The sequence below is a fragment of the Nocardia sp. NPDC101769 genome, assembly GCF_044766925.1.
In the GTDB taxonomy this organism is placed as follows: domain Bacteria; phylum Actinomycetota; class Actinomycetes; order Mycobacteriales; family Mycobacteriaceae; genus Nocardia.
Map to the genome: position 1 here is coordinate 18065 of NZ_JBIWMX010000006.1, position 24516 is coordinate 42580.

The following is a 24516-nucleotide window of genomic DNA, read 5'->3' on the forward strand; positions in this document are numbered from 1 at the left end:
TGGCCATCGTTCGATGATGGCCACCGCCGCTTTGTGTGTCCTGGCTGTCAACCGCTGTGTCGACCCCCGTCTCCTCGGGTGGACGCTGCTGTCTCCGTACGGTGCCGTAGGTAGACAGGCGAGCGACGGAGGAGACACGGAGTGGACAGCTGTCGCCTATGCCCACCCGTCGGTTGCCCGAGGCGTTGAGGAGTTCCGCTCGTTGATCACCGTCGCGATAACCAGGCGTGTGGATTCGTCGGTGTCGGGCCACAGATGCCCGTAGGTGTCGAGGGTGGTCTTCGCATTCTTGTGCCGCATCCGTGCCTGAACGACTTTGATGTTGGCCCCGTGCGCGATCAGTAGCGACGCAAGATAGTGGCGTAGGTCCTGGAATCCGAATCCCTCTGGCAGGTCGGGGATCTCGGGCTTGATCTCGCGGAGCGCCCGCTCGATCTGCCAGGGCGGTACGGGCTTGCCGAAGTCGTCGGTTACGACGCGCTCCCCCGGGCGCCGGCGCACAGCTGCTGACAGCAGTAGTGCCAGTTCGTTCGGGATCGGGATCGGCGCTTCGGATCCGAGCGTCTTCAGAGGCTTGTCCGGCCACTGCTGGTGTGGGAACACGATGCCCCGGATGAAGTCCGCGTCGGTGACGCGCAGTCCGGCGACCTCGGCGATGCGCAGGCCCGCGAATGCGCCGAGGAGAACCGCGGCGCGCATGTGCTCGGGCATGGCGTCATGGATGGCCCAAACCTGTTCGGTGGTGGCGCAATAGACCTTCTGCTGGCCCATGGGCGGTGTGGTGCGTTTCGAACAGGGATTGCGCACCAGCAGCCCGTCCAGCACGGCGTCGCCGAGGATCTGTGACAGCCGTGCGTGTAGGGCGTAGACGTAGCTGGCCTCGTAGCTGTTTTCCTTCAGCTTGGCTGTCCACGACCGGATCGTGGACGGGCGCAGCACCGACAGCTGGAGGTCACCGAACTCGGCGTCGATCTGGGAGATGTGCACCTTCGCCTGGCGCACGGTGCCGTCGCGGTGCACTGCATAGCCCTTGACCCACTCCGCATTCCATTCGCGGATGGTTATTTTCGCGTCGCGAGGCGCGACATGGATGCCGTGCACCAGCGCGGCCAGTTGTTTGTCCAGCCAGGTTTTCGCGTCGGACTTGCGGGCGAACCGTTGGGTGTGTTCGTGACCGGTGTCGTCGACGTAGCGGGCACGCCAGCGCTTGCCGTTGCCGTGCAGCTTGGACGGAACGCGCCGCGTCTGGCCGTCCTCATCGCGCACGCTCTTATACCAAAGGTCTTCGACTCCGGCGCGGCGGTTCCGTCGAGCTGTCATAGCGGTTACGCCACCCCGCCGCGTTCGGTAGCGGCTTCCTGTTCGGCGATCCAGCTGTGGATGACGCTCTCGCGCCAGACGCGCCGGCGCCCGAGCTTGAAGCTCTTCGGGCCTTTGCCTGCCCACGCCCAGTACCGCCAAGTGGCGGCGGGGATACCGGTCAGTGCTTCGCAGTCGGTGGCTTGAAGATAGCGGTCGGTGGACATGGAATCTCCTCGGGTAGAAAGGGTTCGGATATCGGTGGGCGCGCTGTCGCGTCGCGCGCAGGGCCTGTCGCAGGGTGCGCACGAGCTGTCGCACGGTGCGCTGGAGGTGTCGCAGTACGCACCACCGGGGTGTCGCACGGTGCGCACACGGTTGGCGGGCTGTCGCATCAGTGCGCGCCGCCTGTCGCACGCCATTGCGACGTGTCGCGCGGCTGGCTTACCGACCGCATGTGCGGGCGGGCGGTGGTGGCGAGATGGTCAAGACTCGTGACGCGAAGAGCCAGGTCAGGGATGTCGGGCAGGGTTTGCTGCGCGACTGTCGCAACATCGTCGGGGGTGAGGCGGCCGTCGCAGACGTAGAGGATCTCCGCACATTCGTCCTGTTGCGCCTGTCGCACAACGATGTTGAGCCGTCGCGTCAGCTGCGCACCGGTGAGATGCGCACTGGTGTCGACCTTGACCGCGACCGCGGGTTTATCGGGTCGCAGAAGCATCCCGTCGTAGGGGTAGAGGCCGGGACCGGGTTGCTGGTGTCGCAGGGTCCGGTCACAGACCCACTGATCTGTCGCGCGCGCACCGAGTGCGACACGGGTGCGAGCGACTGCCCGGCAATGCGTCGCGAAGTTCGGTGCGGGCTGCCAGTCACCGGGACGCCACCCCAATACCCATGTGGCTGCAGCACGGGTGGGGATCACCCATTTCGGGCCGCGCTGCACTGCCGGAATCCGCCGCACCGTGTTGGCCGCGTCGAGTTGGTTGGCCAGGTCGTAGACCTGTGCGTGTCCAATGCCCATGAAGTCGGCGAGGACATCCATTTGCATGCCGCGCATTTCGGTGAGCCCGACCAGCGCGTGCATGCTACGCGGTGTCAGAAGTGAATGTTTGATCATGAGAAGTCCTTGAATGAGTCGATACGGGATTGGGAGGCAGTGGTTTTCGTTGCCTGGGTGGCGAGGTAGCGGCCCCAGTCGTCGTCGAAGTCACGCACCACCAGAGCGAGGTTGAGACGCTGGATTTCCGGCGGGAGTCGTTCGGCAGCGGCGTGCACGCCGTCGCTCACTCGCGCGGTGCGGCACAGGTACAGCAGGCCCACCAGTTCCTCGGGTTCCATATCGCGGGCCGCACGGATCGCCCCTTGGAGCGCCTGATCCATCGAGGCCGCAGATTTGCAGGTGAGTTCGACCTCAAGAGCCCACCAACCCTGGACACCCATGAGCCGTCCACGGAAAAGCCCGTCATGGATATGGGCGCGACCTGTCGCGAATTCGGTTCGCTTGGAACGAGATTGGCGTGAGACTCGCTGGGCGCGGTGCCAGAGTTCACGTTCGGATACCCACGCCTCCAGGTCCACCCCGACCAGCATCAGTCGCGCCTGGGCGACCGCACGATGATGGACGACGCGTCCGAGAGTGGGCCGCCAATTCTGCACCGGCCAACCGAGGAACCGCGACGCGGTGGTCGGAGTCGCAACCACCCACTTCTCCCCCACCTGCACCCGTTCCAGCGGACGCACCAGGTTCTCCTCGCGCAACTGCCGCACCAGGACATATACATGCGGTCGTCCCATCCCGAGAAACTGCCCGAGCAGGTCGAGCTGCATACCACCGTGCTGGGTCAGCAGAGTCAAAGCAGTGGCCTTGCGCAGGTCCGACCGCGGTTCGGTGGTGCCACGCAACCGCTGCACGGTCGAGCGCGGGAGCCCGACACGCCGACCGATCTCGGCATCGGGGTGGCCGGCCGAGCGCAGGGACGCGATTTCACCGAGCACTGTTTCGACCTGACGGGCGGTGACACCGAGCCGTTTGACGATCTGCCGGTAATCCTCCCCGAGCTCACGCAGATTCCGAATCAGAGTGTCGCGCTCGTCACCGGATAGATCCTTGTACCGATCCCCAGGGCGGGGTGGGTCGTCGTGGTTTGAATTCATATGAACAACTCCCTTCAACAACAGAATGACCGAATTCCTTTGCAGCACAATGGAAAAGAGACATAGCCGGACAAGATGCGACCACCAGTAAGACGTGAAGAGACACCATTGGACGAATCCGGACCGATCAGGAAAGGCATTCGCCCACAGGACCATTCAGCAGGCGGCGACCAATCACATGGCCGCCGCCCCTGGGTCACCGAGTACGGCGTCGGTCAACAATCGGACGCACAGGTTCCGACAGCCCGGCGTGCAGGTCGCGTTCCTTGATCGGGGCGGTATCACCGATCCAGCTCATGAGCGAACGAAGCCGATCATCGATCGCGGCAGTCACTTCCTGCTGCGATCGCTTCCGATTGGAACCAACCACCGAGTCAGGTGATTCATTTGAATCACCTGCGCGACCCGCCCGCAGATTTCGATCCGCGACATCCGCCGACGTACGGAAACCGACCACCGAGTCACGTGAGTCAGATGGCTCAGGTGGATCAAATTGAACCACCTGCTGCCGATCGTCCGGCCGCGGCAGGTGCTGTCCAGTTTTCTGGACACTGACCAGCGGGGTGGCGGGTGCGAACAACTCGTCCACGGTGTAGCCGGGCAGCATCTCCTCCAGAACCCGGCAATGATCAGGGAATGGAAGGCTTTTGATTTCACCGGTCAGCCACCGATAGAACTGGGCCTTGAGTGGACCACGACCGACCAAATCAGGATCGATCCGCGCGGCCGCCTTGTCGTACTCACGGAGGAACGTACTGTGGGTCTGCCAATGCCGTTTCCTCAGAAGCGCTCTCAGCTCCGTACCCGGACCCAATCGACGCGTCCGCCCCGAAGCATCGGTACTGGCGCGGTCTTCGTTGTGGTTCATCGCGACCGCCTCCGATCCACCGCCGGACGCGCCGGCGCTTCCACCGAAGGGCCGCGAACGTTGTCACGGTGGATGTCGCGTTCCTTCAGAGGCGCGGTCTCCCCGATCCAGCTCATCAACGACCGCAGCCGATCATCGATCGCGGCAGTCACTTCCTGCTGCGATCGCTTTCGATCCGAACCGACCACCGAGTCCGGTGATTCATTTGAATCACCTACGCGAGCCGCGACCCGAAGCGCTCGAAGAGTCCGGTCCCGAACACCCGCAGTATCAGGTGTTCCATCTGGAACAGGTGAGCAAAATTGCTCACCTGATGCCGGGCGTTGCGGCGCGACAGGCAGGTTCTGTGCAGTTTTCTGGACACCACGCGATACAGCAGCGGGCGCGAACAGCTCCTCTGCGGTATGTCCGGGCAGCATCGCTTCCAGGACCGCGCAATGATCCGGTTGCGGCAGCCCCTTCAAATTGCCAGCGAGCCAGTTGTAGAACTGCGCCTTGCTGGGACCGTCCAACCCTCCCAAGTTGCGGTTGATCTTCCGCGCGGTCTTGTTGTACTCCCGCGCGAAAACCTTGGGGGTATCCCAATGCTTCTCCCGCAGAAGCCGTTTCAACTCCGTCCCGCCATCGATGCTGCGGGCACGCTCCCCGGCCGTCACCGCGACCGCCGCCGATCCACCTCGGCCCGAACCGATGGCCGAGCAGTCCCGGCGACACGCAGATCCGCCTCTTTGATCGTGGCGCCCCGATCCGCGCGTTCCACCAGGGCACGCAGCCGCGCGCTGGTCGCGACCGTCGGCGCATCAGCCGCGCGAGGGCGACTCCGCTCGGTCGATTGCGGCGCAGTGGAGTTCGCGCCGAACCCGCAACTGTCGAGGAGACGTTCGTATTGCTCGATGGCGTGTTTCTCGGCGAACCGCTGCCACACATTGACCGCCGCATCTCCCACGCGATGCGCCGGCGCCGGGCGGTCCTCCTCTGTCGCTTCACGCGGCTGCGGGATCGGGGCGTGACTGTGCCGGTCGTAGGTGCGCAGCAGATCGCCGGCCCGATAGCCGGGGAACATCAGCTCCAACACCTGGGCGTTCTCGTGTTGTGGTCGGGTATCTCCCCAGAACCAGCGACGGATGGTGCGGTTACTCGGAGCCACACCGGCTCGATCCCCGAACAGCTGCGCCGCGGCCCGGCTGTACTCCAACGCGAACTGGTCCTCGGTCAAATCCTGCTGCCGCGCAAGAGCTCTCAGCACCGTGCCCGGCTTGTTCGATCGACGCGCCATCACGCCACCCCCTCGTTGTGGTCCACCGCCGCCAGGCGACCGACACGAAACGCAACGAAGAAGGGCATCACCGCTGATAGAGACTGGTTTGGCACCAGCACACAGCGTTCTACACTGGACATGCTTCAGTGGCCTTTCAAAACCTGAAGTGAAAGCCGAAGCAGCGGACACTGCTTCGGTACCGACTCCCCCGCAGCTCCAACTGCTGGGGAGTTCCGCAACTCGGATTTATACCCCCTAAACTGCTTTGACCAAGTTGTTCGAAGCTGATTTAGTGGGCGTAAACACAGGGTAGGCCGGGTGAGCCAAGGGAGTCAATACCCCCTAAACTGAGCTTCGTGATGGCCGACTACGACGAGTTCGACGCGGTGCGCCACGACCCTGACCCTGTTCGGAGAGGTCGACGGGCTGGCGAGCTCATGACGGTCTATCAGCAACGCGCCACAGAACTTGCGAGGGTGCGACGCGCCGCGATCGACGAGGCTTACCGCGAACGCGGTCTGAGCTACACAGAGATCGCCGCGCAGTTGGGGCTCACGAAAGGTCGAATCACCCAGATCAGGAGCACCGCCCCGCCTGCCGAACGCGCATTCTTCGGTGTTGGGCCGGTGGTAGTCGGAATCCCGCGTCGCTACGGTGTTGAGGAAGGACGCGAACGTCCGTTCTTCGACGCAGTCGACATGACAACCCAGGCAGCCGTGGAGGCGTCGCTAGCCCGGTTGTCACTTCTCTCAACAGCCTTCGCGATCGAGCCTGACCAAGCCGAGATCCCGCTGAGCGATGCTGTGATCGTCTGCGGACCCAAGTCCGCGCCCATCGCTCGTGAGTTGCTCAAGTCTGATCCCTACCTGGACTTCATCCGCACCGACGAAGGTTGGTGGATCGCCGAGAAAGGATCCGGCCGACCGCGGTTCGACTCTCCATTCCGGCGCGCGAATCCCAGCCGAATCGATATTGGATATTTCGGCCGGCATCTACACGACGGGCGAGTCATCGTCCATATCGCAGGAATAACCAGCGTTGGCTCACTCGGGGTTGCCCGATGGCTCGACACCAACCTCTCGGACTTGTTCAGCAGCAGGGAGGATCTCTCGATCAGTGGAGTGGTCGAGTGCAGTTTCGATGAGAACTTCGAGATCACGGATACTCGCCTGATCGCTGGACCATATACGTGGTGACCGTGCCAGCCCAGATCAACATCCGGACCGCTCAACTGCCCGCGGGTTCGAACGAAGACCGGCTGGTGGTGACTGCAACTAGCTTCGCTGTAATAGACGGCGCCACATCGCATTACAAGGTTCCAGGACCATCCGGCGGAGACTACGCTGAGCAGCTTGCGGCAGCTCTCGGCAGCGAATTGCGTTCGACCACATCAGAATCGCTGAAGACAATCCTCGGGCGGGCGATCGACCGGACCATCAGTTCGCTGGATCTCGTTCCGAACTCCTCGGCGGCACCGTCCTGCACAGTGGCGATCGTTCGCATCGGCGAATCCAACCTCGTTGAGGCGCTGGTACTCGGCGACTCGACAATCGCCTTCGGGTTGCGAGACGGATCTGAGGAGGTCCTGACCGACGACCGACTCGGCGCTCTCGATCTACCGGCCAGCCGGGAATACCGTGACCGACTGCGCAGCGGCTCAGGCTACGACGAGACACATCGGGCCCTGCTATCCAACCTCCAGGAAGACCAGGCACGGTACCGAAACCGCGACGGTGGTTACTGGATCGCGTCTACGGATCCCTCGGCCGCTGAGCACGCGATCGTTATCGCCTGCCCCATCGAGGACTTGCGGTGGGTCGTGTCGGCCACCGACGGAGCAGCCGATGCGTTCGACTCGCTCGGAATGGCCTGGGAGACAATCGCCACGGCGGACAGCGAACGACTGTCAGACCTACTCATGCAATGCCATGTCTGGGAGCAATCGGTGGACCCGAGCGGGTCAATTCGACCGAGGTCCAAACAGCACGATGACAAGACCGTTGCCACATTCATGATCGCTTAGTGCTCGATAGCTGCTCGAACAGTGCTCGTATCTTGCTCGAACCTTGCTCGAACCAAATTTTCGGCATTAAGTCCGGTTCCTCATCCTCCACCACACCCCCTGAGCTGCGCCTTCGGCGCAGGACTCTGGTCTGGTCTGGCCGAGACTATATCCGCCTTCGGAGGACATAGTCTCGGCCAGACCAGACCAGAGTCCAAAGATAGGTACGGGGATGTGATGGAGGACAGGGGTTTTGGGAGTGTCAGGTAGTGAAAGAACGACCACAAAGGAGAGGACCACAAGGGGGCGCGTTGCGTGCAGATGTTGCGTTGGCATGTGAGTTGCGTTGGGAGAGGACCACAAACGGGAGGGTTGCGAGCGCAGGCGGCGGCACGTGCAGGGTTCGTACGCAGAAGGACCACAACGAAGGGATCACCTCTTACGCGGGGAGATAGTCGACGTGGCGCACGATCGAAGAATCCCCAGCCGAGAGTCGAGGCATACGCATCAATCTCCGTTGATGCGTACGCCTCAAGTCCGAGGCCGCTCGTGGGTGCCAGAAGTGATGCATAATCATCAACGCCTCGGCACGTCAGACTCAGCGCTGTTGATGACTACGCATCAATCGGTTGATGCGTAGGCATCAATCAGGGCACTCACCGCCGGCACGGTCGGGTCCGTCGCATCCTTTAAGTAGCTGATTCCAGAGTGGTCTGGGTGTTCAGTGAGGCCCCGGACTTCAGTTCTGCATCGGAGTTGCTGCGGCTCGTTGCACGCTCGTGTTCGGCAATGAAGGACTCCGCATCGGCGCGGGTCCAGGGTGCAGGTGAGAGAATTTAGAATGCTCCGGCACCACTGAGGACCTCTGCTTCATACGATTGGATCATCAGTCCCGTTTCATCGGTGTACATTTTCATCGCGGTGACGATTGCGGTGTCTGGCGTCAATGGGTCCGCGATACGAACGAGTGCTGCTTGACGTAGCAGGTCAGACGAGCGGAAACGGATTTTACGACCGTATCGTTCAAGATTCGTGAAGTCCGTCAAGTCAATAGTTCCGCGATAGGCGACGAGCTGGCCGAGCACTTGCAGCGATACGAGATCGACAAGGTTGTTGACGTTTTCGAAGGATTGGGTGAATTCGGCTGCTTTTCCATCGAGTTCACTCACCACGTCAGCGACCCGTTCCCGGCGGTAGTAATAGCGTCCCATCAGCCGTTCTGGCTCATGGCAGTTAATGGCTTCGGCGGATACGAGCGGCCTGAGTCTCTGCCGAGCGTCCCTCAGCTGCTGACGGTCGGCGGCGGTCAGGGTCGCGAAAAGCTCGCTGAAAGCCAGCCATTCTGATGTGGTTGCCAGCGCTTCGGCGAGTTCCCGTGCTGCACGGTCGTGGTCCTGTTGCTGCAGCCCCAGCACTTGGGGGACGCCAGGAGGGGCCGGGTAGTACTGCAGGCCAGCTTGCAGGGCTTGCCGACGCCAGCCGAGGCCGGGACCGACCTCGGGCGATGTCAGGTGCGTGTTCGCTGCCAAGTGCGGAACGGGGATCAGAGGGTAGCCAGGCAGGCGAGATCGCAGCCATGCGGTGTTGTTTTCAGCTGCGAATCCTACGACTCGCACTTTGGTCAGGAAGTCGGCTGCGCCGGGCGTTTGGAGGTCGACGAGGGGCAACTGTGCAGCTGTCGGCTCCCATTTGTCCGTTAGCAGCGGTTCGGTCGAGATGAGTTGTGTGCCTGCGTCGATATTGCGAAGCATCTCAGGGATACCGTTGGCGGAGGAGTTGTTGCCTGGTAGCTGCGCACGCAACTGTTTTATGATCTCGCTTCTCCGCCAGACTTCAGAAACCGATTGCGTTGCGTCCCAGACTCGCCTTATAGACAACGAGGCCTCCTCTACGGGTTTATTGGTTAATTACGCGGCATGCCCACCATTACAACCATTTCATCCCAGCAAGGCGGTTGATCGCATGCGTCACGACGTCTTTCGCTCTGGTCTGAGCATCGATGAGGAATGAGTCGACCTTCCCGCGTCCGGTCCATTCATCCTCGGCCACCGCATCCTGTTCGCGGAGGACGGGAGGGGCGGTTCGGTTCCCGCTGAATCGGTATTTGAGGGGCCGGTCCCGCTGAGCCTGCGGTTGTCCTGCCTCGCCGAGGAGGAACTGTATGCGAGTGGCGCCGACCGCAATCTGGAGGTCGGTGTCATGACCTGCGGGTGCGGTCTTGTCGATCAGTTCCTGCACCGATTCGACGAGCGATTCCGAGTAGCACTCAAGGAGGTTGACCGTCTCTGTATCAGTTGTTGGTAAGGCATGAGACTGTTTGCGGCCTATTTCGAGAATCGAGTGCATTTTGTATTCCCAGATCCGGACTGCAACGCTCAAAGGACCTCGTTCGGCGTAAAAAGTGAATCCATCGGCAGCGACGTCGTCGATCGACTGTTCACCGAGCCAGCCTTCAGTTTTTGCATCGACAGTAACGATCAGGCGATCGGCGCTTCTCCAATAGGCGATGCGAGGTGAGGGCTGGTTCGCTGGCCACAATCGTTCGACGTAAACTCGGGTGGCCTCGTACCAAGCTGCAGGGTCCGGTGACTGATTCTCGCGTGAGCACAACTTGGGGGTCAAGAAGGGAATGTCTTTAGTAATCAAAGCGGCCAATGTCGAGTCGATACCGCTGAGCTCGGCATAGAATTCTATTCGTGCGCGGTCGTCATTGGTAAGTGTAGACGGCAATGTAGCCAGTCTGCGCTTGTATGCGACTGCAGCGAGATAATCGGCGAAAGAGTCGTGCAATGCCCGGACGGTATCTCCGTTCGAACGTACGATTAGGCCGCTTTCGAATCCGAATGAGCGGAGGTCGCGAGCTGTAGTATCTTCGCCACGCTCCTGCAGGATCTCAGCTGCTCGTTCAACTTCTTCGGTCCATTCGATTTGGTCGCAGTATCGGCGCCCCCGGTCTGCTAGGGCCGCGAACGCCATTCCCAGGCCTGCTTCGAGGACAGTGACGCCCGGGTAACCATTCTGCTCAGCCAGAGCACGTACATAGCTCTGATACATCGACGCGGGGTCGGTGAACGTGTGTCCATCCAGCACCAGGCTGATACCGACGACGAACAGCTGTGGGTTGTCGGCCGCTCCGCCAAGCGCACGCTCGACCTTGGCGATGAGCCTGCCAAGAATTTGGTGGTCGACCCCATCACCCGTGATGGCCTTCAGCAGTTCGGTGCGGCGATTACGGTTCAAGGGCTCGACGCCCACACGGATCGAATGCGCATGCCTGGGCAGGGCCGATCGAAGCACTGTCGCGTCCCGCCCGGCGAGCACAAGCCCTGGACGATCATCGGACGCCAGCAGCTGTCGCAGCTCCTCAGCCAGCGCCTCGCGTTCAGGTTTCGGAATCTCCGAGACTCCATCGATGACCAGCACGACGGTCGGATCCTTCAGGGCCCGCACACCGGTCGCTGAGTAGGCACCGGTGAATTCGGGGGTATTGATGCCGCGCGCGACCAGCGAGCCGAGCCGTTTTCGGACATAGCCTTCGGCATCGACGACGATCACGACCTGCCCCTGCTGCGCGGCGGCCCTCTGCACATGGTTCAACAATGTGGTCTTGCCCGTGCCGGTCGGGCCACTCAACAGTGGGACCCGCCCGGTGCTGGCGACGGCAACCAGTTGTACAGGCATCGCCGCGTCCGCCGCGTCCTGGGCAGACTTCGAAACGTCGGGCAGGCAATTCAAAACGATGCCATGCGGGGCCGGCCGTTGAACTGCAGCAGTGAATGTTTGCTTCAGTTCCTCCGACCAAGTGGCCGTCGGCACGTACTCGTCCCGGTCATGGAGCAGCCTGACGATTTCGTCTCTGGTGATCACACGTGCGTGCGGATCCGTCTCACCGCTACGACCGACAACGATCCGAAGAATTTCAAGGACAACTCCGACCGAGCGCTCTTCCGCCTCCAGTTCACCGGAGACGTTGGGGAGCAGCGCTACTACCCGGCCCGCCGCCGAGTCGATCAGCGTGTCAAAGCCGGGTGTATCGGCAATGATGGTCGCCCGGCGGCAGACGTCGAAATCGAGCAGCACATCATGCTCCCTTGCCAGCTCCCGCAACTTGTTGCCTTCGCCGGCGCCCGCGGCCTCCAGGGCATCCTGCACCTCGCGGCCGGTCGGGCCTAGCCTGCCGTCGGTGACAAAAGCGTAAGACGCGTCAGGGTACGAACTCCCCAGCTCCGACCACCGAGCAAGTTCTGTGACGAGTTCAGCTTTGCCCCAGGTGTATCGCCGATCTCGTCGCTTGAACTGGGCAGCTGACAGAAGGCTGCCCTCGATCGAGTAGGTCTCGATGTCGACCACGTCATTCGTAGCCTCGACGCGAACGAATCCGAGGGTCGTGTCTGCCGCAAGGTCGAGGATCCGGAGCACCGCTTGGGCGTGTTGGTAGGCGAACCCTCCCGCTGCATCGACACCGCTCACCCACCGGCCTCCTCATCAAAAGTCCGCAGTTCGCATCGCGAACCGACTCCACAGCACTGGAGATTCCGGTCCGACCACCTGACCCACCCTCGCAGCATACGATCTCGGTTCGGCAAATCGACTGTCGCGCAATCGGTCGCTATATCGGTCATTCCGCTACCATGCAGCCACCGAAACCGCGGCCTGCGCTTACCGCGCCTGAAGCCGCCGGCCATTTCAATTTAGGCAGAACGACGCGCTGGGCCCACTCCGGGCCCGCAGCAACTCTGAACGTAGTCAATCCCGCCAATACGACAGCGGACCGGCGGGGCGTGAGGCAGCTGATCCGGTACGCAGCCAGTACGCAGCGGATTCAGCAACCGCCCCGATCTGCCAAACATGACCAACGGACAATCGGCAGGTAGGTGCAGTGTTTCAACGCCGCCACTGGCTACAAAACCCCAGGTGGCAGTCCGAGCTGTACTTCGACGTCTAAATCGTCGGATCGCAAGCGATCTCAGGAGCCCCAGCCGCATCGCGGTTGGGGCTCCGCCCTTTTCCGGACGCTGCCGGAGCCGGGGCCGATCGGCCCCGGGGGCGTGTGCGCCTGGTGATTGGGCAGGTGACGTGGGTAGTGCGCTACCTCGGAACGATCGGGTGCGGGCCTATGATCGGCGGATGCCTGTGGACGTGGTGACCACGATCGAGATCGCTCGGCCTCGGGGGCGGGTCGCGGAGTACACGATGGATCCGGCGAATGCCCCGGTCTGGTACAAGAACATCGGGTCGGTGGCGCTGACGACGCCGGGTCCGCTGGCGATCGGGTCCGAGATAGCGTTCGAAGCTCGATTTCTGGGGCGTTCGCTCGCCTACACGTACGCAGTGACCGAGTTCGAGCCGGGCCGTCTACTGGTCATGCGGACCGCCGACGGACCGTTTCCCATGGAGACCACGTACGCGTTCGAGGACACCGCGAGCGGCGCCACCACGGTGACTCTGCGCAATCGCGGTGAGCCTGCCGGATTCTCCCGTTTCGTCGGCCCGCTCACGGTGCCGGCCATGCGGCATGCCAATCGTCAGGATCTGAAGAAGCTCGAGGAAATCCTCGAAGCCACCCCGTGACACCTCCGAGGGGTATCGGGCCAGGAAGCTCGCATATAGTTGCGTGAAATTCACTGGGGCGCAAGGGCATTGATGACGTTCCAGGTGCGGTCCCGGTGGATGGGGTGGAAGGTTCGGTGGGTGGGAGGAACTGTGGGTAGGACTGCGGGGGACGCCTAAGCACCCTTAGCGTCCCGGGCTGTGAAAACCAAACGTTTTGCACGACTTCGTATTTCAGTATTCGCCTTGACCGCTATCGCTACCGCACTTCTCGGCGCGGGAGGGCTGCCGACGACCACGGCCGCGCCGATCATGCGGGCGGATGCCACCGAGATCACACTGCAGGGGGCGGTGAATGTCCGGGATGTGGGCGGGTATGTCACCTACACCGGGGATCCGACGCTGTCCGGCAAGGTGATTCGGTCCGATGCGCTGAACAAGCTGACCGATGCCGATGTCCAGAAACTGGGCACGCTGGGCATTCAGACGGTGATCGACTTCCGCACGCAGGCCGAGGTGCAGGCGCAGGGTGCGGACCGGCTGCCGGCCGGGTTGACCGCGGCGGCGCGGCCCATCGATGACGGCGGCATGTACATCAAGATGGCGCAGGCGATCGGCTCGAAGGATCCCGTGCAGCAGCAGGCAGCGCTCGGGGACGGCAAGGCCGAGCAGATGATGAAGGACGCCTATGTCAGCTTCCTGAGCGCGGATTCGGTGGCCAAGTTCGGTCAGACCATCAAGGACATCGCCGCCGCCGACGGGGCGACGCTCTACCATTGCACGGCGGGCAAGGACCGGACCGGGTGGATGACGTATGTGCTGCTGCGCGCGGTAGGTGTCCCGGAGACCATCGCGCGCCAGGACTACCTGCTGTCCAACCAGTACCGCGCCGCGGCCGACGCCGCCCAGCGGGCGCAGCTGAAGGCGGCCGGGATCATGCAGAACCCCGACCTGCTGATCCCGCTGCAGGTGGTCAGTGACGAGTATCTGGACACCGCGGTCAATCAGATGAACCAGCAATACGGCGATTTCGACGACTTCCTCACCAAGGGCCTGGGCCTGGACGCCGGCACCATCCTCCGCCTCCACCACAACCTGGTGGGCTGACCCCACATCTCCGGCCCCGTCGCAGGATCTGCGGCGGGGCTCTGGTCATCCGGAAAACGGCTCGCGGCCCAGTGACGGTCCGACCCGCGCGAGTAGCAACAGCCGTCCGATTCGGGTATCGCGCTACCCGTGTCGGAGCGACGGGTCCGGCGCAGGATCGTAGTGGTCACAACCCTGTTCGTCACTAAATTCGGGGGGGATTCACCATGAGGCGCCTCTTGGAACGCCGACGGCTCACTGCCGAGGAGTTCGAGACCTGCACGGGCGAGTTCGAGCGGAGCGGTCGGTCCCGAGCCGCGACGACGCCACAGCGAGCCGGTCGCGGCGTTGTCGCACTGCCGCGCCGGGGGCGCGGCGCATACGCGCCGGGGCAGCTGGCCGGATTCCTGCCGAAGGATATGCCGGTTCATACCCGCCCGCACACGGAAACCATTGCACCGCAGATGCATTCGGGCGGATCCACGGGTGACGCCCGGCCGCTGATCGTCTCTTCCGGCGACATGCGGCACCTGCTGACCGACCACACCTGGCCGTGGATTCTGACCGGGCGGGTCACCAACAGTGACGGCATGGCGGGATCCGGCGTGCTGGTCGGCGCCCGGCTCATACTGACCGCGCACCATCTGCGGCCGAGCCAGAGCATCGGCCGGGGCGGCTGGTGGATGACCTTCTCGCCGCACTTCGACAGCGGCGCAGATCCGAACGCGCCGTTCGGTTCGAGCAATGTCAGCGATCTGGCGCACTACAACGCCGAGCGCGACACCGAATACGTTGCCGGGCACGACTTCATGCTGTGCCGGTTGTTCGAGCCGATGGGCCTTCGGCTCGGCTTCCTGGGCGCCACCTCGTTCACGCACAGCTGGCGCGGGCTCCAGGTCTGGCACCACATCGGCTACCCGGCCGATGTAGGTGGCGGGACGCGTCCGGCTGTGCAGATCAACCAGAGTATGGAAGACGATTACGAGGAGGACAACGGCCAGTACATCGAGACCGAGGCCAGTCTCGATCATGGCAATGCGGGTGGCCCCTTCTTCTCCTGGTTCGATGACGGCCATGTCCGGCTGTGCGGCGTCGTATCAGGTGCGGAGAGTTCCGACGGCGATCTCGACAATGCCCTCACGAGCGGCGACGCCATGGTGTGCCTGATCGATTGGGGTCGCTCCACCTGGCCCGCGTGAACCGAAGCGCCGGGTATGCCCCGGCCGCCGGCAGATCAGGACCGGGGCGGCGCGGCGAACGCGGAGAGGTCCAGGGCGGTGGTCTCGGTCCAGCCGGTGGCGCGCAGGTCGTCGGGGGTGGGGACGCCGAGGGCCTCGTGCAGGCCGCGGGCGGCCGAGCGGGCCAGGTCCTCGAAGCCGGTGCGGGTGATGGGCCAGTGCATGGTGCGCCGCCAGTTCTCGATTTCGTGCTGGAGGGCGGGCGCGGTCCAGCCCAGCTCGCGCAGGAGGCGGTCGGCGGTCTCGGAAATCGGTTCGGCGAGATAGTAATTGCCGGTGAGTTCGGCGGAGAGTTTGATGTCGAACTGCTGGAATTGCACGTAGCGATTGCCGGTGGCGGCGAGGATGACGGTGGCGCGGGAGGGTAGTTTCGCAAGGCAGCCGGCCAGGCCGTGCACAAACACGTCCCAGTCGGTCGTGACAACTTGCAGGGGCTGGCTCCGGGTGCCCATCTCGGCCGATCATACGCCGTCAAAACACGGCATCGGCGAAAAACCGTGGCGCTCAGTCCGATCAACGGAAACCGCGGCGGCGTCGACTGGAGGACCGTCGCGGTTTCCGGGTGATCGGCTTACCGCTGTCGAGGCATCGGGGCGGGGCCGAGTATGGCGAGGGGTGTGCGGGCCAGCATTCGCTCGTCACTTTCCCGCGACGGGAGCAGCTGTCGGGCAACGAATTCCCGTACCCGCCGCGACACCGAGTCGACGACCGGAATCGACGCGGCCGGCGCCGGAGCGGCCATTACGTTCATTGCACTCCCCTCGATGTGTCAGGATGTTCGACAATTCATTCTGCCCATCGAACATCGGTGCGGCCGTTAATCTCCCGTGAATATTTGCTCGCCGCGCGCGGATTTACGATTCCTTGACGACCGCTCTCAGCCGAGCAGTTCGAGATTCAGATCGCCCAGCAGATCGGGGTCGGCCAGCATTTCGATGGCGGTGATGCGGCCGTTGACGACGGTGAAATCGAAGACGACGCGCGGGGTACCGCCGGTCGACCACACCAGGCCGGCGAGGCCGTCGATGAGGGCCGGGCGGGCGGCCTTGGCGCGGCCCGCGAAGGTGGTCGCGACCGCCTGTGCGCCACGGACTTCGGGGTCCGCGCCCATGGTGACGCCGATGGCGTCGGCGCGCACCACCACGTCGGGGTCGAGCAGTTCCAGCAGGGCCGCGAAGTCGCCGCCGCGGGAGGCGGCCAGGAAGGCGTCGACGACTTCCCGCTGGCGTTCGCGGTCGGTGGCGATGTCGTCGACGCCGCGCACCCGCCGGCGGCCGCGGCTGGCGAGTTGCCGGGCGGCGGCGGGGGTTTTGCCGAGAATGGGGGCGATGTCCTCGAACGGTACGGCGAACATGTCGTGCAGGACGAAGGCCAGCCGCTCGGTGGGGGTCAGGGTGTCGAGCACCACCAGCAGCGCGGCGCCGATCGAATCGCCCAGCAGCGCTTCCTGTTCCGGGCCGAAGGTGGCCTCCGGCGCGTCGTAGTCCGCGAGTGCGTCCTCACGCCGGGTGCCGCGGGACTGGAGCATGTTCAGGCAGACGCGGGAGACGACGGTGGTGAGCCAGCCGGCCAGATTGTCGATCCCGTCGGTCTCGGAGCGGCTCAGCCGCAGCCAGGCTTCCTGGACGGCATCCTCGGCTTCGGCGGTGGAGCCGAGCATGCGCTGTGCGAGCGCCTGCAGCCGACCACGCTGCAGCTCGAATTCCCGTGCCACCAGGTCCAGTTCGTCACGCTCGTTGCCCATTGCCGAAGTCTCCTCGATCACGACCGGTCGGTCCATCCGAACCGTGCGGGCGCGTCCGGGAAACCGGGGCCCACACCTCCACGACCGAGCAACCCGGCCGGATGTGACAGCGGCGACGAAACACTAGGTCAGAGGGGGCAATACTCGGTTCACCATCGCCCTCGGCCAGTATCCGATCATGGACGCCGCCCACCACGTCGGCTATAACGGCAATGGCCAGGGCGTCGGCCTCGACCCCGCACGGCATGGCCGCAGCATCGCCACCGTGGAAGGAGCAGACGATCTTGTCCTCGGAATACTCCGACAACCCCGATCATTTCGAGGTGCGACCGGTTGGCCGGGTCCGCTCCCCGCTCACCGACCGCACCGGCGCACCGCGCCAAGCCGACGAGGACGCCCCACCCGCCGATATCGTCCTCGCCCCCGAATTCGCCGCGGCCGCAGCCGATCTGCGCCCGGGTATGCGCGTCGTCCTGCTCACCTGGCTGCACGCCGGGAGCCGCGATGTCCTCGCAGTCCATCCGCGCGGCGACCGCACCCGGCCGCCCACCGGCGTCTTCGCCACCCGCTCCCCCGACCGCCCCAACCCGATCGGCCTGCACGAGGTCACCATCACCACGGTGTCCCCCGAGGTCCTCGGCGTAGCCGGCCTGGAAGCCATCGACGGCACCCCGATCCTCGACATCAAGCCCGTCCTCGGCTCGATCGAGACCCGCTGACGCACCGGGCCACCCCACCCGCGCCGGGCCGACCGGGCGTGGACGAGCGTCCGGGACCCCGGCGTAGGTTGAGGGTCATGGCGGCACCCAGGCATCCGATCCCGGCGGTCGGCACGCAGCGGCTGGCCGCGGCGTGTCAGGCCGAGGTGCCCGCATTGACCAAGCAGCTGATCGCGGCCATCTTCACCGACAATCCGGGGTGGACGGACTACACGGCGGTGCCGCGGGCGGACCTGCGGGACGGGTGCCGGCGGTATCTGACGCGAATCCTGGATCTGCTGGGCGGGCAGCCGCCGGATCCGGACGGAGACGATGTGGCCGCGGCCATCGGGCGGCGCCGGGCCGAGCAGGGCGTGCCGTTGGAGGCCATGCTGCGGACCTTCCGGCTGGGCGGCCAGATCGTGTGGGAAGCGTTGCTGGACAAGGCCGATGACATCGGCTCGGCGGAGACCCGGCAGGTCGGTTCGGCGATGTGGGCGGTGGTCGACGGCATGTCGTCGGCGCTGGTCACCTCGTACCGGAACACCGAACTCGACCGGGTGCGCAGCGATGAGCGGCGCAGGCATTCGCTGATCGAGGATCTGCTGGCGGGGCGGGCCCACGACGCCACCTTCGCCGCGCGGGCGGGACGCGAGCTGAATCTGCCCGCGAACGGCGCGTATCTGGTGGTGGTGGCGCGCGGTGAGGGCGGGCCGCGGCTGCACATGGGGGCGGAGGCGGCGCTGGGGGTATCGGGGATCCGGTCGGTGTGGCACGAGCGGGTGGATTCCACCGTGGGTCTGGTGTCGCTCGAGCATCGCGGGAGTTCGGCTGTGCTGCACCAGCTTCGGCCGCTGATCCGGGGGCGGGCGGGGGTCTCGCCGGCGGCGCCGGGCCTGGCGGGCATCGATACCGCGCACGGGCTGGCGGTGCTCGCGCTGGATACCGTGCCCGGTGATGAGCAGGGGCTGCTGGTCACGCTGGACGAGCGCTACCCGGAGGCGCTGCTGCTGCGCTCCCCCGATCTCACCGATCTGCTCGTCGCGCGCACCCTCGGCCCGGTGCTGGAGCTGCCACCCAAGGAGCGCGACATTCTGCTGCGCACGCTGGCCGTCTGGCTGGCCGAGAACTGCTCGGCGGCCAATGCCGCGCCGAAGTTGCACTGCCATCGCAACACGGTCATCAACCGGCTGCAGCGCATCACCCTGTTGCTCGGCCGCCCGCTCGAGGGGCAGCGGGCCTACCTGGAGCTTTCCCTCGCGCTGGCGGCCCTGGGACTGGCAGGCGCCGACCGCAACTGAGCCGCCGAAAGCCCGCTACTCACGGGTACTAATTGTGCTCTGCGCCCAGCCGCGCCCTGTCATATATGGGCTTCCAGTGCATTGATTGTGCATTTCGTGACCGACAGACTCGATCGGAATGACTCGCATCACAACCGATGGCGGGTTACGAGAGCAATCGAGAAGGAGCACCACGAGTGCCGGAATTCGATCTTCTGGTGATCGGCGGCGGTCCGGGCGGTTACGTCGCCGCCATCCGCGCCGCCCAGCGGGGCCTGAAAGTGGCCCTGGCCGAGAAGGAACGCCCGGGCGGCGTCTGCCTGAACTGGGGCTGCATCCCGACCAAGGCCATGCTGCGCTCCGCCGAGGTCTTCCACACCGTCGCGCACGCCGCCGATTTCGGTATCTACGCCGATAACCTGCGCTTCGACTACGCCGCGGTGCGGCAGCGCAAGGACGGCATCGTCAAGGAGCTGACCGACGGTGTCGCGGGTCTGCTGAAGGCCAACGGCGTAACCGTCATCGAGGGCCACGCGCGTTTCTTCGAAAAGGTCAACAGCACCTCGCCTATCACGGTCGAGGTCGTCGAGGCCGGTCCGTCGCCGATCTTCGAGGGCGGCCCGCGCTACGCCGCCGCCCCGACCGCGAACGCCATCCGGACCGTGAGCGCGAAGGACGTCATCGTCGCCACCGGTTCGATCCCGGCCGTGCTCCCCATCCCGGGCGCGGATCTGCCGGGCGTGATCACCTCCGACGGCGCGTTCGGCCTCACCGAGGTGCCGAAACGCCTGGTTGTCATCGGCGGCAGCGCGGTGGGCGCGGAGTGGGCCAACCTGTTTCACGAGTTCGGCAGCGATGTCACCGTGGTCGAGATGCAGGATCGCCTGGTTCCGTTGGAGGACAAGGAGATCGGCACCGCCCTGGTGCGCTCGTTCACCAAGCGCGGCATCAAGGTGCTGACCGGTGCGACGGTCACCGCCATCGCCCAGGGCGGCAATGGACCGACCGTCACCGTCGGCGGCCCGCAGGCGCGGGAACTCGCCGCGGACGTGGTGCTGGTCGGCGTCGGCCGCCGCCCCAATACCGCCGGGCTGGGCCTGGACATCGCCGGAATCGACACCGACGCACGGGGTTTCATCCCCGTCGACGCACAGCTGCGCACCGCCGTCGAGCACGTCTACGCCATCGGCGATGTCACCGGCAAGGCGCTGCTCGCGCACGTCGCCTCGCATCAGGGCCTGGTCGCGTCCGACACCATCGCCGGCCACGACACCCACATCGACTACAACGTCATCCCCGCCGCGACCTTCACCCACCCGGAGATCGCGAGCGTCGGCCTCACCGAGGACGCCGCGAAAGCCGCGGGCCACGATGTCATCACCGCCAAGTTCCCGTTCGCGGCACTGGGCCGGGCCAAGTCGTTCGGCGATCAAGAGGGCTTCATGAAGATCGTCGCGGGCAGGCAGCACCGGGAGGTGCTGGGCGCGCACATCATCGGCCCGTCGGCCAGCGATCTCATTACCGAAGGGGCCCTGGCGATCTCGCTGGAGGCGACCCTCGACGAGCTCGCCGACACCATTCACGCCCACCCCACCCTCGGCGAGATCGGCATGGAGGCCGCCCTGGTCGGGCTGGGCCTGCCGGTTCACGTCGCGCCGCCCCGGAAGCGTTGAGGAGTTCCGTCATGACCACGACCACCGCCGCGCCGCGCAAGACGGCGCGCAAGGCGACCCGCCCGGCCGACAAGACCGCCGACGTAGCCCCGTTCGACCAGGACGCAGCCGAAAACCTGCTCGGCGGAGCCGATTTCGGCGGAGCGGATGCGAACACGCTGCGCGAGCTGTACACCGACATGCTGTTCATCCGCCGCTTCGAGGAGCGCACCGCGCAGGCGTACCAGCAGGCCAAGATCGGCGGCTACTGCCACCTCAACCTGGGTGAGGAAGCCACCGTCGTCGGCGTCGGAAAGGCCATGCGCCCCACCGACTATCTGTTCACCAACTACCGCGAGCACGGCTACGCGCTGGCCAAGGGCATCGAGCCCGGCCGCGTCATGGCCGAGCTGTACGGCCGCTCCACCGGCACCTCGAAGGGCTGGGGCGGGTCGATGCACATGTACGACACCGAGACCCGCCTGCTCGGCGGCTACGCCATTGTCGGCGGCCAGGTTCCGCTCGCCATCGGCGCGGCGCTGGCCATCGACTACCGGGGCGGCGACGACGTCGTGGTGTGCCAGATGGGTGAGGGCACCACCAATATCGGCGCCTTCCACGAGTCGCTGAACATCGCGGCGCTGTGGAACCTGCCCGTCGTGTTCCTGGTCATCAACAACCAGACCGGCATGGGCACCACCGTCGAGAAGTCCTCCGCCGAACCGGATCTGTGGAAGCGGGCGTCCTCCTACCGCATGCGCGGTGAGCGCGTGGACGGCACCGATGTGCTGGCCGTGCGCGAGGTCGCCGGCGATCTCATCGAAACCGCCCGCCGCGAAGGCAAACCAGCGCTGCTCGAGGCCGTCTCCTACCGCCTCAAGGGCCACTCCGTGGTCGACCCGGCCAAGTACCGCACCGAGGACGCCGTCTCGACCGCGGTCGAGCACGACCCGATCGTGCTGTGGCACCACCGCTTGCTGGACGCGGGCGTGCTGAGCGAGGACTCCGCCGCCGCCATCGAGGCCGATGTCAAGGAACGCGTCCGCGCCGCGGTCGATTTCGCCGATCAGTCCCCGCACCCGGACCCGGCCACCCTGTTCGATTACAACTACGCGACCCCGGTCGCGGGCGATTCCCGTCGCCTGCCGGGCGATCCGCTCTTCGCTGTGCCCGATGCGGCGTCCGCGGGGAGCGACGCCTCCGGGCCCGTCGCTACCGCCTGAAAAGGACATCACCGTGGCTGTCATGACCTACCGTGAAGCGCTGCGCGAGACCCTCCGCGAGGAGATGCGGCGCGACGACGACGTCTTCCTCATCGGGGAGGAGATCGGCGTCTTCGAGGGCTCCTACAAGATCACTGCCGGCCTGCTGGCCGAGTTCGGCGAGAAGCGGGTGCGCGACACCCCGATCGCCGAAGAGGGTTTCGTCGGCGCGGCCATCGGGGCCGCCATGCTGGGCCTGCGCCCGGTCGTCGAGATCATGACGATCAACTTCTCACTGCTGGCGCTGGACCAGATCGTCAATCACGCCGCCAAGATCTACGGCATGTTCGGCGGGCAGACGTCGGTGCCGATGGTCATCCGCACCCCCGGTGGCGGCGGCCAGCAGCTGGGCGCGACGCACTCGCAGAACATCGAGCTGTACTACGCATTCGTGCCGGGCCTGAAGGTGGTCGCGCCGAGCACGCCCGCCGATGCGAAGGCGCTGCTCAAGGCCGCCATCGACGATGACGATCCGGTGCTGTTCCTGGAGAACCTCTCGCTCTACAACACCAAGGGCGAGGTGCCGGACGACCTGCCGCCCGCCGAGATCGGCAAGGCCGCGGTCACCCGCGAGGGCACCGACATCACGCTCATCGGCTACTCGCGGATGGCAACCGTGTGCACCCAGGTCGCCGAAAAGCTTGCCGCCGAGGGCATCTCGGCGGAAGTTGTCGACCTGCGCAGCCTGCGGCCGCTGGACCGCGACACCATTGTCGACTCGGTCAAGAAGACCGGTTGCGCCGTCATCGGCGAGGACGACTGGCTGACCTACGGCATCGGCGCGGAGGTCGCGGCCTCCATCTCCGACGGCGCGTTCGACTACCTCGACGCCCCCGTGCGCCGGGTGGCCATGGCCGAGGTGCCACTGCCCTACGCCAAGCCCCTGGAGAAGCTGGCGCTCCCGTCGCCCGACTCCCTCTACAGGGCCGCCCTCGAAACCCTTGCCGCCGTGGGCAAGCGACGCTGAGAACCGGAAGGAATCATGCCTGAAGTAACCATGCCCCGGCTCTCCGACACCATGGAGGAGGGCATCGTCTCGGCCTGGCTCAAGCAGGTCGGCGACCAGGTCAAGGCCGGCGAGATCCTCGCCGAGATCGAGACCGACAAGGCGCTCATGGAGCTCGAAGCCTACGAGGACGGCGTGCTCGAGCAGATCATCGCCGAGCCCGGCACCACCGTCGCCATCGGCGAGCCGATCGCGATTCTCGGCGACGGCAGCGGGGCGCCCGCTCCGGCTGCGGCCACAGCTCCCGCCCCCGCGACCCCGGCTCCTCCCGCCGCCACAACCGATAACGCGCAGGCGAATTCGGCTCCGGCCAGCGGAAATGGCAGTGCCCCCGCGGTTCCGGCCGAGTCCGGGGAGCGCAAGAAGTCGTCCCCGCTGGCCCGCAAGGTCGCCAAGGAACTCGGCGTCGACATAGCGGCCGTGACCGGCACCGGCCCCGGCGGCCGCGTGACCAAGCAGGATGTCGAAAACGCGAGCAGCACAGTCGCTCCGGCCGCGCCCGCCGCTGCCGCCCCGGCTCCCACCGCCCCGGCTCCCGCGATCGCTCCGGCCACCGGCGACTACGAAGAGATCCCGCTGACCACCATCCAGCGCGTCTCGGCTCAGCGCCTCACCGAGTCCAAGCAGCAGGCCCCGCACATCTATCTCACCAGTGCGATCGATGTGACCGAGCTGCTCGCCTTCCGCACGCAGATCAACAAGACCCTGGAGGAGGCCGGCTCCGGCAAGGTCAGCGTGAACGACCTGCTGGTGAAGGCGGTCGCCACCGCGCTGCGCCTGGATCCAGCGGTGAACGTCTCCTTCGCGGGCGACAAGCTGTTGCGGCACAATGCGATCAATATCGGTATCGCGGTCGCCACCGAGGCGGGCCTGCTGGTCCCGGTCATCCACGACGCCGACCGCAAGAGCGTGTCCGCCATCGCCGCCGAGGGCCGCGACAAGGCCGCCCGCGCCCGCGACCGGAAGCTGAAGGGCGATGACATGTCCGGTGGCACCTTCACCATCTCCAACCTGGGCATGTTCGGCATCGAGCAGTTCACCGCGGTCATCAACCCGCCGGAGTCCGCGATCCTCGCGGTCGGCGCGGCCCAGGACGAGCTGAAGCTGGACGGCGAGAAGGTGGTGGCGCGCAAGATCCTTCGCGTCACGCTGTCGGCCGACCACCGTTCCATCGACGGCGCCGTCGCGGCCCGCTTCCTGCAGCAGTTGAAGGAGCTCATCGAGCATCCGCTGCGCATCGTGACCTAGTCACCGTGCACACCGTGACCTGGTTACCGTGCACACCGTGACCTGGTCACGCCCCGATCGCCGTCCGATTTTCGATCCAGGATCGGACGACGTCGCCCGCCACCCGGCGCGCGCGGCTACCCATGCCACACCGCGCGACCGGCAGCCGAACTCACCCGGCGGCGGGTAGTG

At 65.2% G+C, this 24516-nt stretch carries 22 protein-coding genes; 11 read left to right on the top strand and 11 right to left on the bottom strand.

Translation table 11 applies throughout. The annotated features are described in order from the left end of the window. Nucleotides 1-156: 156 nt before the first annotated feature. From ACIRRA_RS12340 to ACIRRA_RS12370, 7 genes are all read right to left on the bottom strand, one after another. Complete coding sequence (locus ACIRRA_RS12340; RefSeq protein WP_402766630.1) at nt 157-1266, bottom strand: tyrosine-type recombinase/integrase; 1110 nt, start codon at nt 1264-1266, stop codon at nt 157-159. 59 nt (nt 1267-1325) lie between these two features. After that, a complete protein-coding gene (locus tag ACIRRA_RS12345; RefSeq protein WP_402766632.1) occupies nt 1326-1526 on the bottom strand; it encodes a helix-turn-helix transcriptional regulator in 201 nt (66 codons plus the stop codon). Nucleotides 1527-1693: 167 nt separating this feature from the next. Then, nucleotides 1694-2383 carry a hypothetical protein gene (locus tag ACIRRA_RS12350; RefSeq protein WP_402766634.1) on the bottom strand — a complete coding sequence of 230 codons (690 nt, stop codon included), beginning with the start codon at nt 2381-2383 and terminating at the stop codon, nt 1694-1696. A 29-nt stretch (nt 2384-2412) separates the two neighbouring features. Then, a complete protein-coding gene (locus ACIRRA_RS12355) occupies nt 2413-3453 on the bottom strand; it encodes a hypothetical protein (RefSeq protein ID WP_402766636.1) in 1041 nt (346 codons plus the stop codon). 196 nt (nt 3454-3649) lie between these two features. Next, a complete protein-coding gene (locus ACIRRA_RS12360; RefSeq protein ID WP_402766638.1) occupies nt 3650-4321 on the bottom strand; it encodes a hypothetical protein in 672 nt (223 codons plus the stop codon). Then, the gene (locus ACIRRA_RS12365) at nt 4318-4977 is read right to left on the bottom strand and encodes a hypothetical protein (protein WP_402766640.1); all 660 of its coding nucleotides are present in this window, start codon (nt 4975-4977) and stop codon (nt 4318-4320) included. The genes ACIRRA_RS12360 and ACIRRA_RS12365 overlap by 4 nt, the downstream gene beginning before the upstream one ends. Next, complete coding sequence (locus tag ACIRRA_RS12370) at nt 4974-5597, bottom strand: hypothetical protein (RefSeq protein WP_402766642.1); 624 nt, start codon at nt 5595-5597, stop codon at nt 4974-4976. Before ACIRRA_RS12370 ends, ACIRRA_RS12365 begins: the two co-directional genes overlap by 4 nt. A 341-nt stretch (nt 5598-5938) precedes the next feature. On the opposite strand from ACIRRA_RS12370, the gene ACIRRA_RS12375 reads away from it, so the two are divergent. Together ACIRRA_RS12375 and ACIRRA_RS12380 are read left to right on the top strand one after the other, a co-directional pair. Further along, nucleotides 5939-6775 (top strand): sigma-70 family RNA polymerase sigma factor, encoded by an 837-nt coding sequence (locus tag ACIRRA_RS12375; RefSeq protein ID WP_402767161.1) that lies wholly within the window; start codon nt 5939-5941, stop codon nt 6773-6775. Next, a complete protein-coding gene (locus ACIRRA_RS12380; RefSeq protein ID WP_402766644.1) occupies nt 6772-7602 on the top strand; it encodes a hypothetical protein in 831 nt (276 codons plus the stop codon). Before ACIRRA_RS12375 ends, ACIRRA_RS12380 begins: the two co-directional genes overlap by 4 nt. An 815-nt stretch (nt 7603-8417) precedes the next feature. On the opposite strand, the gene ACIRRA_RS12385 is transcribed toward ACIRRA_RS12380, so the two are convergent. Next, entirely contained in the window at nt 8418-9383 is a 966-nt protein-coding gene (locus ACIRRA_RS12385; RefSeq protein WP_402766646.1) for a hypothetical protein, read from the bottom strand. A 124-nt stretch (nt 9384-9507) separates the two neighbouring features. Next, nucleotides 9508-12051, bottom strand: a complete 2544-nt coding sequence (locus ACIRRA_RS12390) for an AAA family ATPase (RefSeq protein ID WP_402766648.1) — start codon at nt 12049-12051, stop codon at nt 9508-9510. Nucleotides 12052-12708: 657 nt separating this feature from the next. On the opposite strand from ACIRRA_RS12390, the gene ACIRRA_RS12395 reads away from it, so the two are divergent. The 3 genes from ACIRRA_RS12395 to ACIRRA_RS12405 all read left to right on the top strand — a co-directional run bounded on the left by ACIRRA_RS12395 (nt 12709) and on the right by ACIRRA_RS12405 (nt 15416). Further along, nucleotides 12709-13152 carry an SRPBCC family protein gene (locus ACIRRA_RS12395; RefSeq protein ID WP_402766650.1) on the top strand — a complete coding sequence of 148 codons (444 nt, stop codon included), beginning with the start codon at nt 12709-12711 and terminating at the stop codon, nt 13150-13152. Between the two features lie 225 nt (nt 13153-13377). Next, entirely contained in the window at nt 13378-14238 is an 861-nt protein-coding gene (locus ACIRRA_RS12400; protein ID WP_402766651.1) for a tyrosine-protein phosphatase, read from the top strand. Nucleotides 14239-14444: 206 nt separating this feature from the next. Then, a complete protein-coding gene (locus ACIRRA_RS12405; RefSeq protein ID WP_402766652.1) occupies nt 14445-15416 on the top strand; it encodes a trypsin-like serine peptidase in 972 nt (323 codons plus the stop codon). A gap of 35 nt (nt 15417-15451) precedes the next feature. Here the strand turns inward: ACIRRA_RS12405 and ACIRRA_RS12410 are convergent, their stop codons facing one another. Both ACIRRA_RS12410 and ACIRRA_RS12415 read right to left on the bottom strand, forming a co-directional pair. Further along, on the bottom strand, nt 15452-15907 hold the full coding sequence (locus tag ACIRRA_RS12410) for a TY-Chap domain-containing protein (RefSeq protein ID WP_402766654.1): 456 nt from the start codon (nt 15905-15907) through the stop codon (nt 15452-15454). A gap of 425 nt (nt 15908-16332) precedes the next feature. Then, nucleotides 16333-17199 carry a sigma-70 family RNA polymerase sigma factor gene (locus tag ACIRRA_RS12415; protein ID WP_402766656.1) on the bottom strand — a complete coding sequence of 289 codons (867 nt, stop codon included), beginning with the start codon at nt 17197-17199 and terminating at the stop codon, nt 16333-16335. A gap of 212 nt (nt 17200-17411) precedes the next feature. On the opposite strand from ACIRRA_RS12415, the gene tsaA reads away from it, so the two are divergent. From tsaA to ACIRRA_RS12445, 6 genes are all read left to right on the top strand, one after another. Continuing rightward, nucleotides 17412-17918 (top strand): tRNA (N6-threonylcarbamoyladenosine(37)-N6)-methyltransferase TrmO, encoded by a 507-nt coding sequence (gene tsaA / locus ACIRRA_RS12420; protein WP_402766658.1) that lies wholly within the window; start codon nt 17412-17414, stop codon nt 17916-17918. Between the two features lie 77 nt (nt 17919-17995). Continuing rightward, on the top strand, nt 17996-19198 hold the full coding sequence (locus ACIRRA_RS12425) for a PucR family transcriptional regulator (RefSeq protein WP_402766659.1): 1203 nt from the start codon (nt 17996-17998) through the stop codon (nt 19196-19198). 176 nt (nt 19199-19374) lie between these two features. Then, nucleotides 19375-20850, top strand: coding sequence for a dihydrolipoyl dehydrogenase (gene lpdA, locus ACIRRA_RS12430; protein WP_402766660.1), 1476 nt, complete (start codon nt 19375-19377; stop codon nt 20848-20850). An 11-nt stretch (nt 20851-20861) separates the two neighbouring features. Continuing rightward, nucleotides 20862-22052, top strand: a complete 1191-nt coding sequence (pdhA, locus tag ACIRRA_RS12435) for a pyruvate dehydrogenase (acetyl-transferring) E1 component subunit alpha (protein ID WP_402766662.1) — start codon at nt 20862-20864, stop codon at nt 22050-22052. 22 nt (nt 22053-22074) lie between these two features. Next, the gene (locus tag ACIRRA_RS12440) at nt 22075-23058 is read left to right on the top strand and encodes an alpha-ketoacid dehydrogenase subunit beta (protein ID WP_402766664.1); all 984 of its coding nucleotides are present in this window, start codon (nt 22075-22077) and stop codon (nt 23056-23058) included. Nucleotides 23059-23073: 15 nt separating this feature from the next. Then, nucleotides 23074-24345, top strand: coding sequence for a dihydrolipoamide acetyltransferase family protein (locus tag ACIRRA_RS12445; protein WP_402766665.1), 1272 nt, complete (start codon nt 23074-23076; stop codon nt 24343-24345). Nucleotides 24346-24516 lie beyond the last annotated feature (171 nt).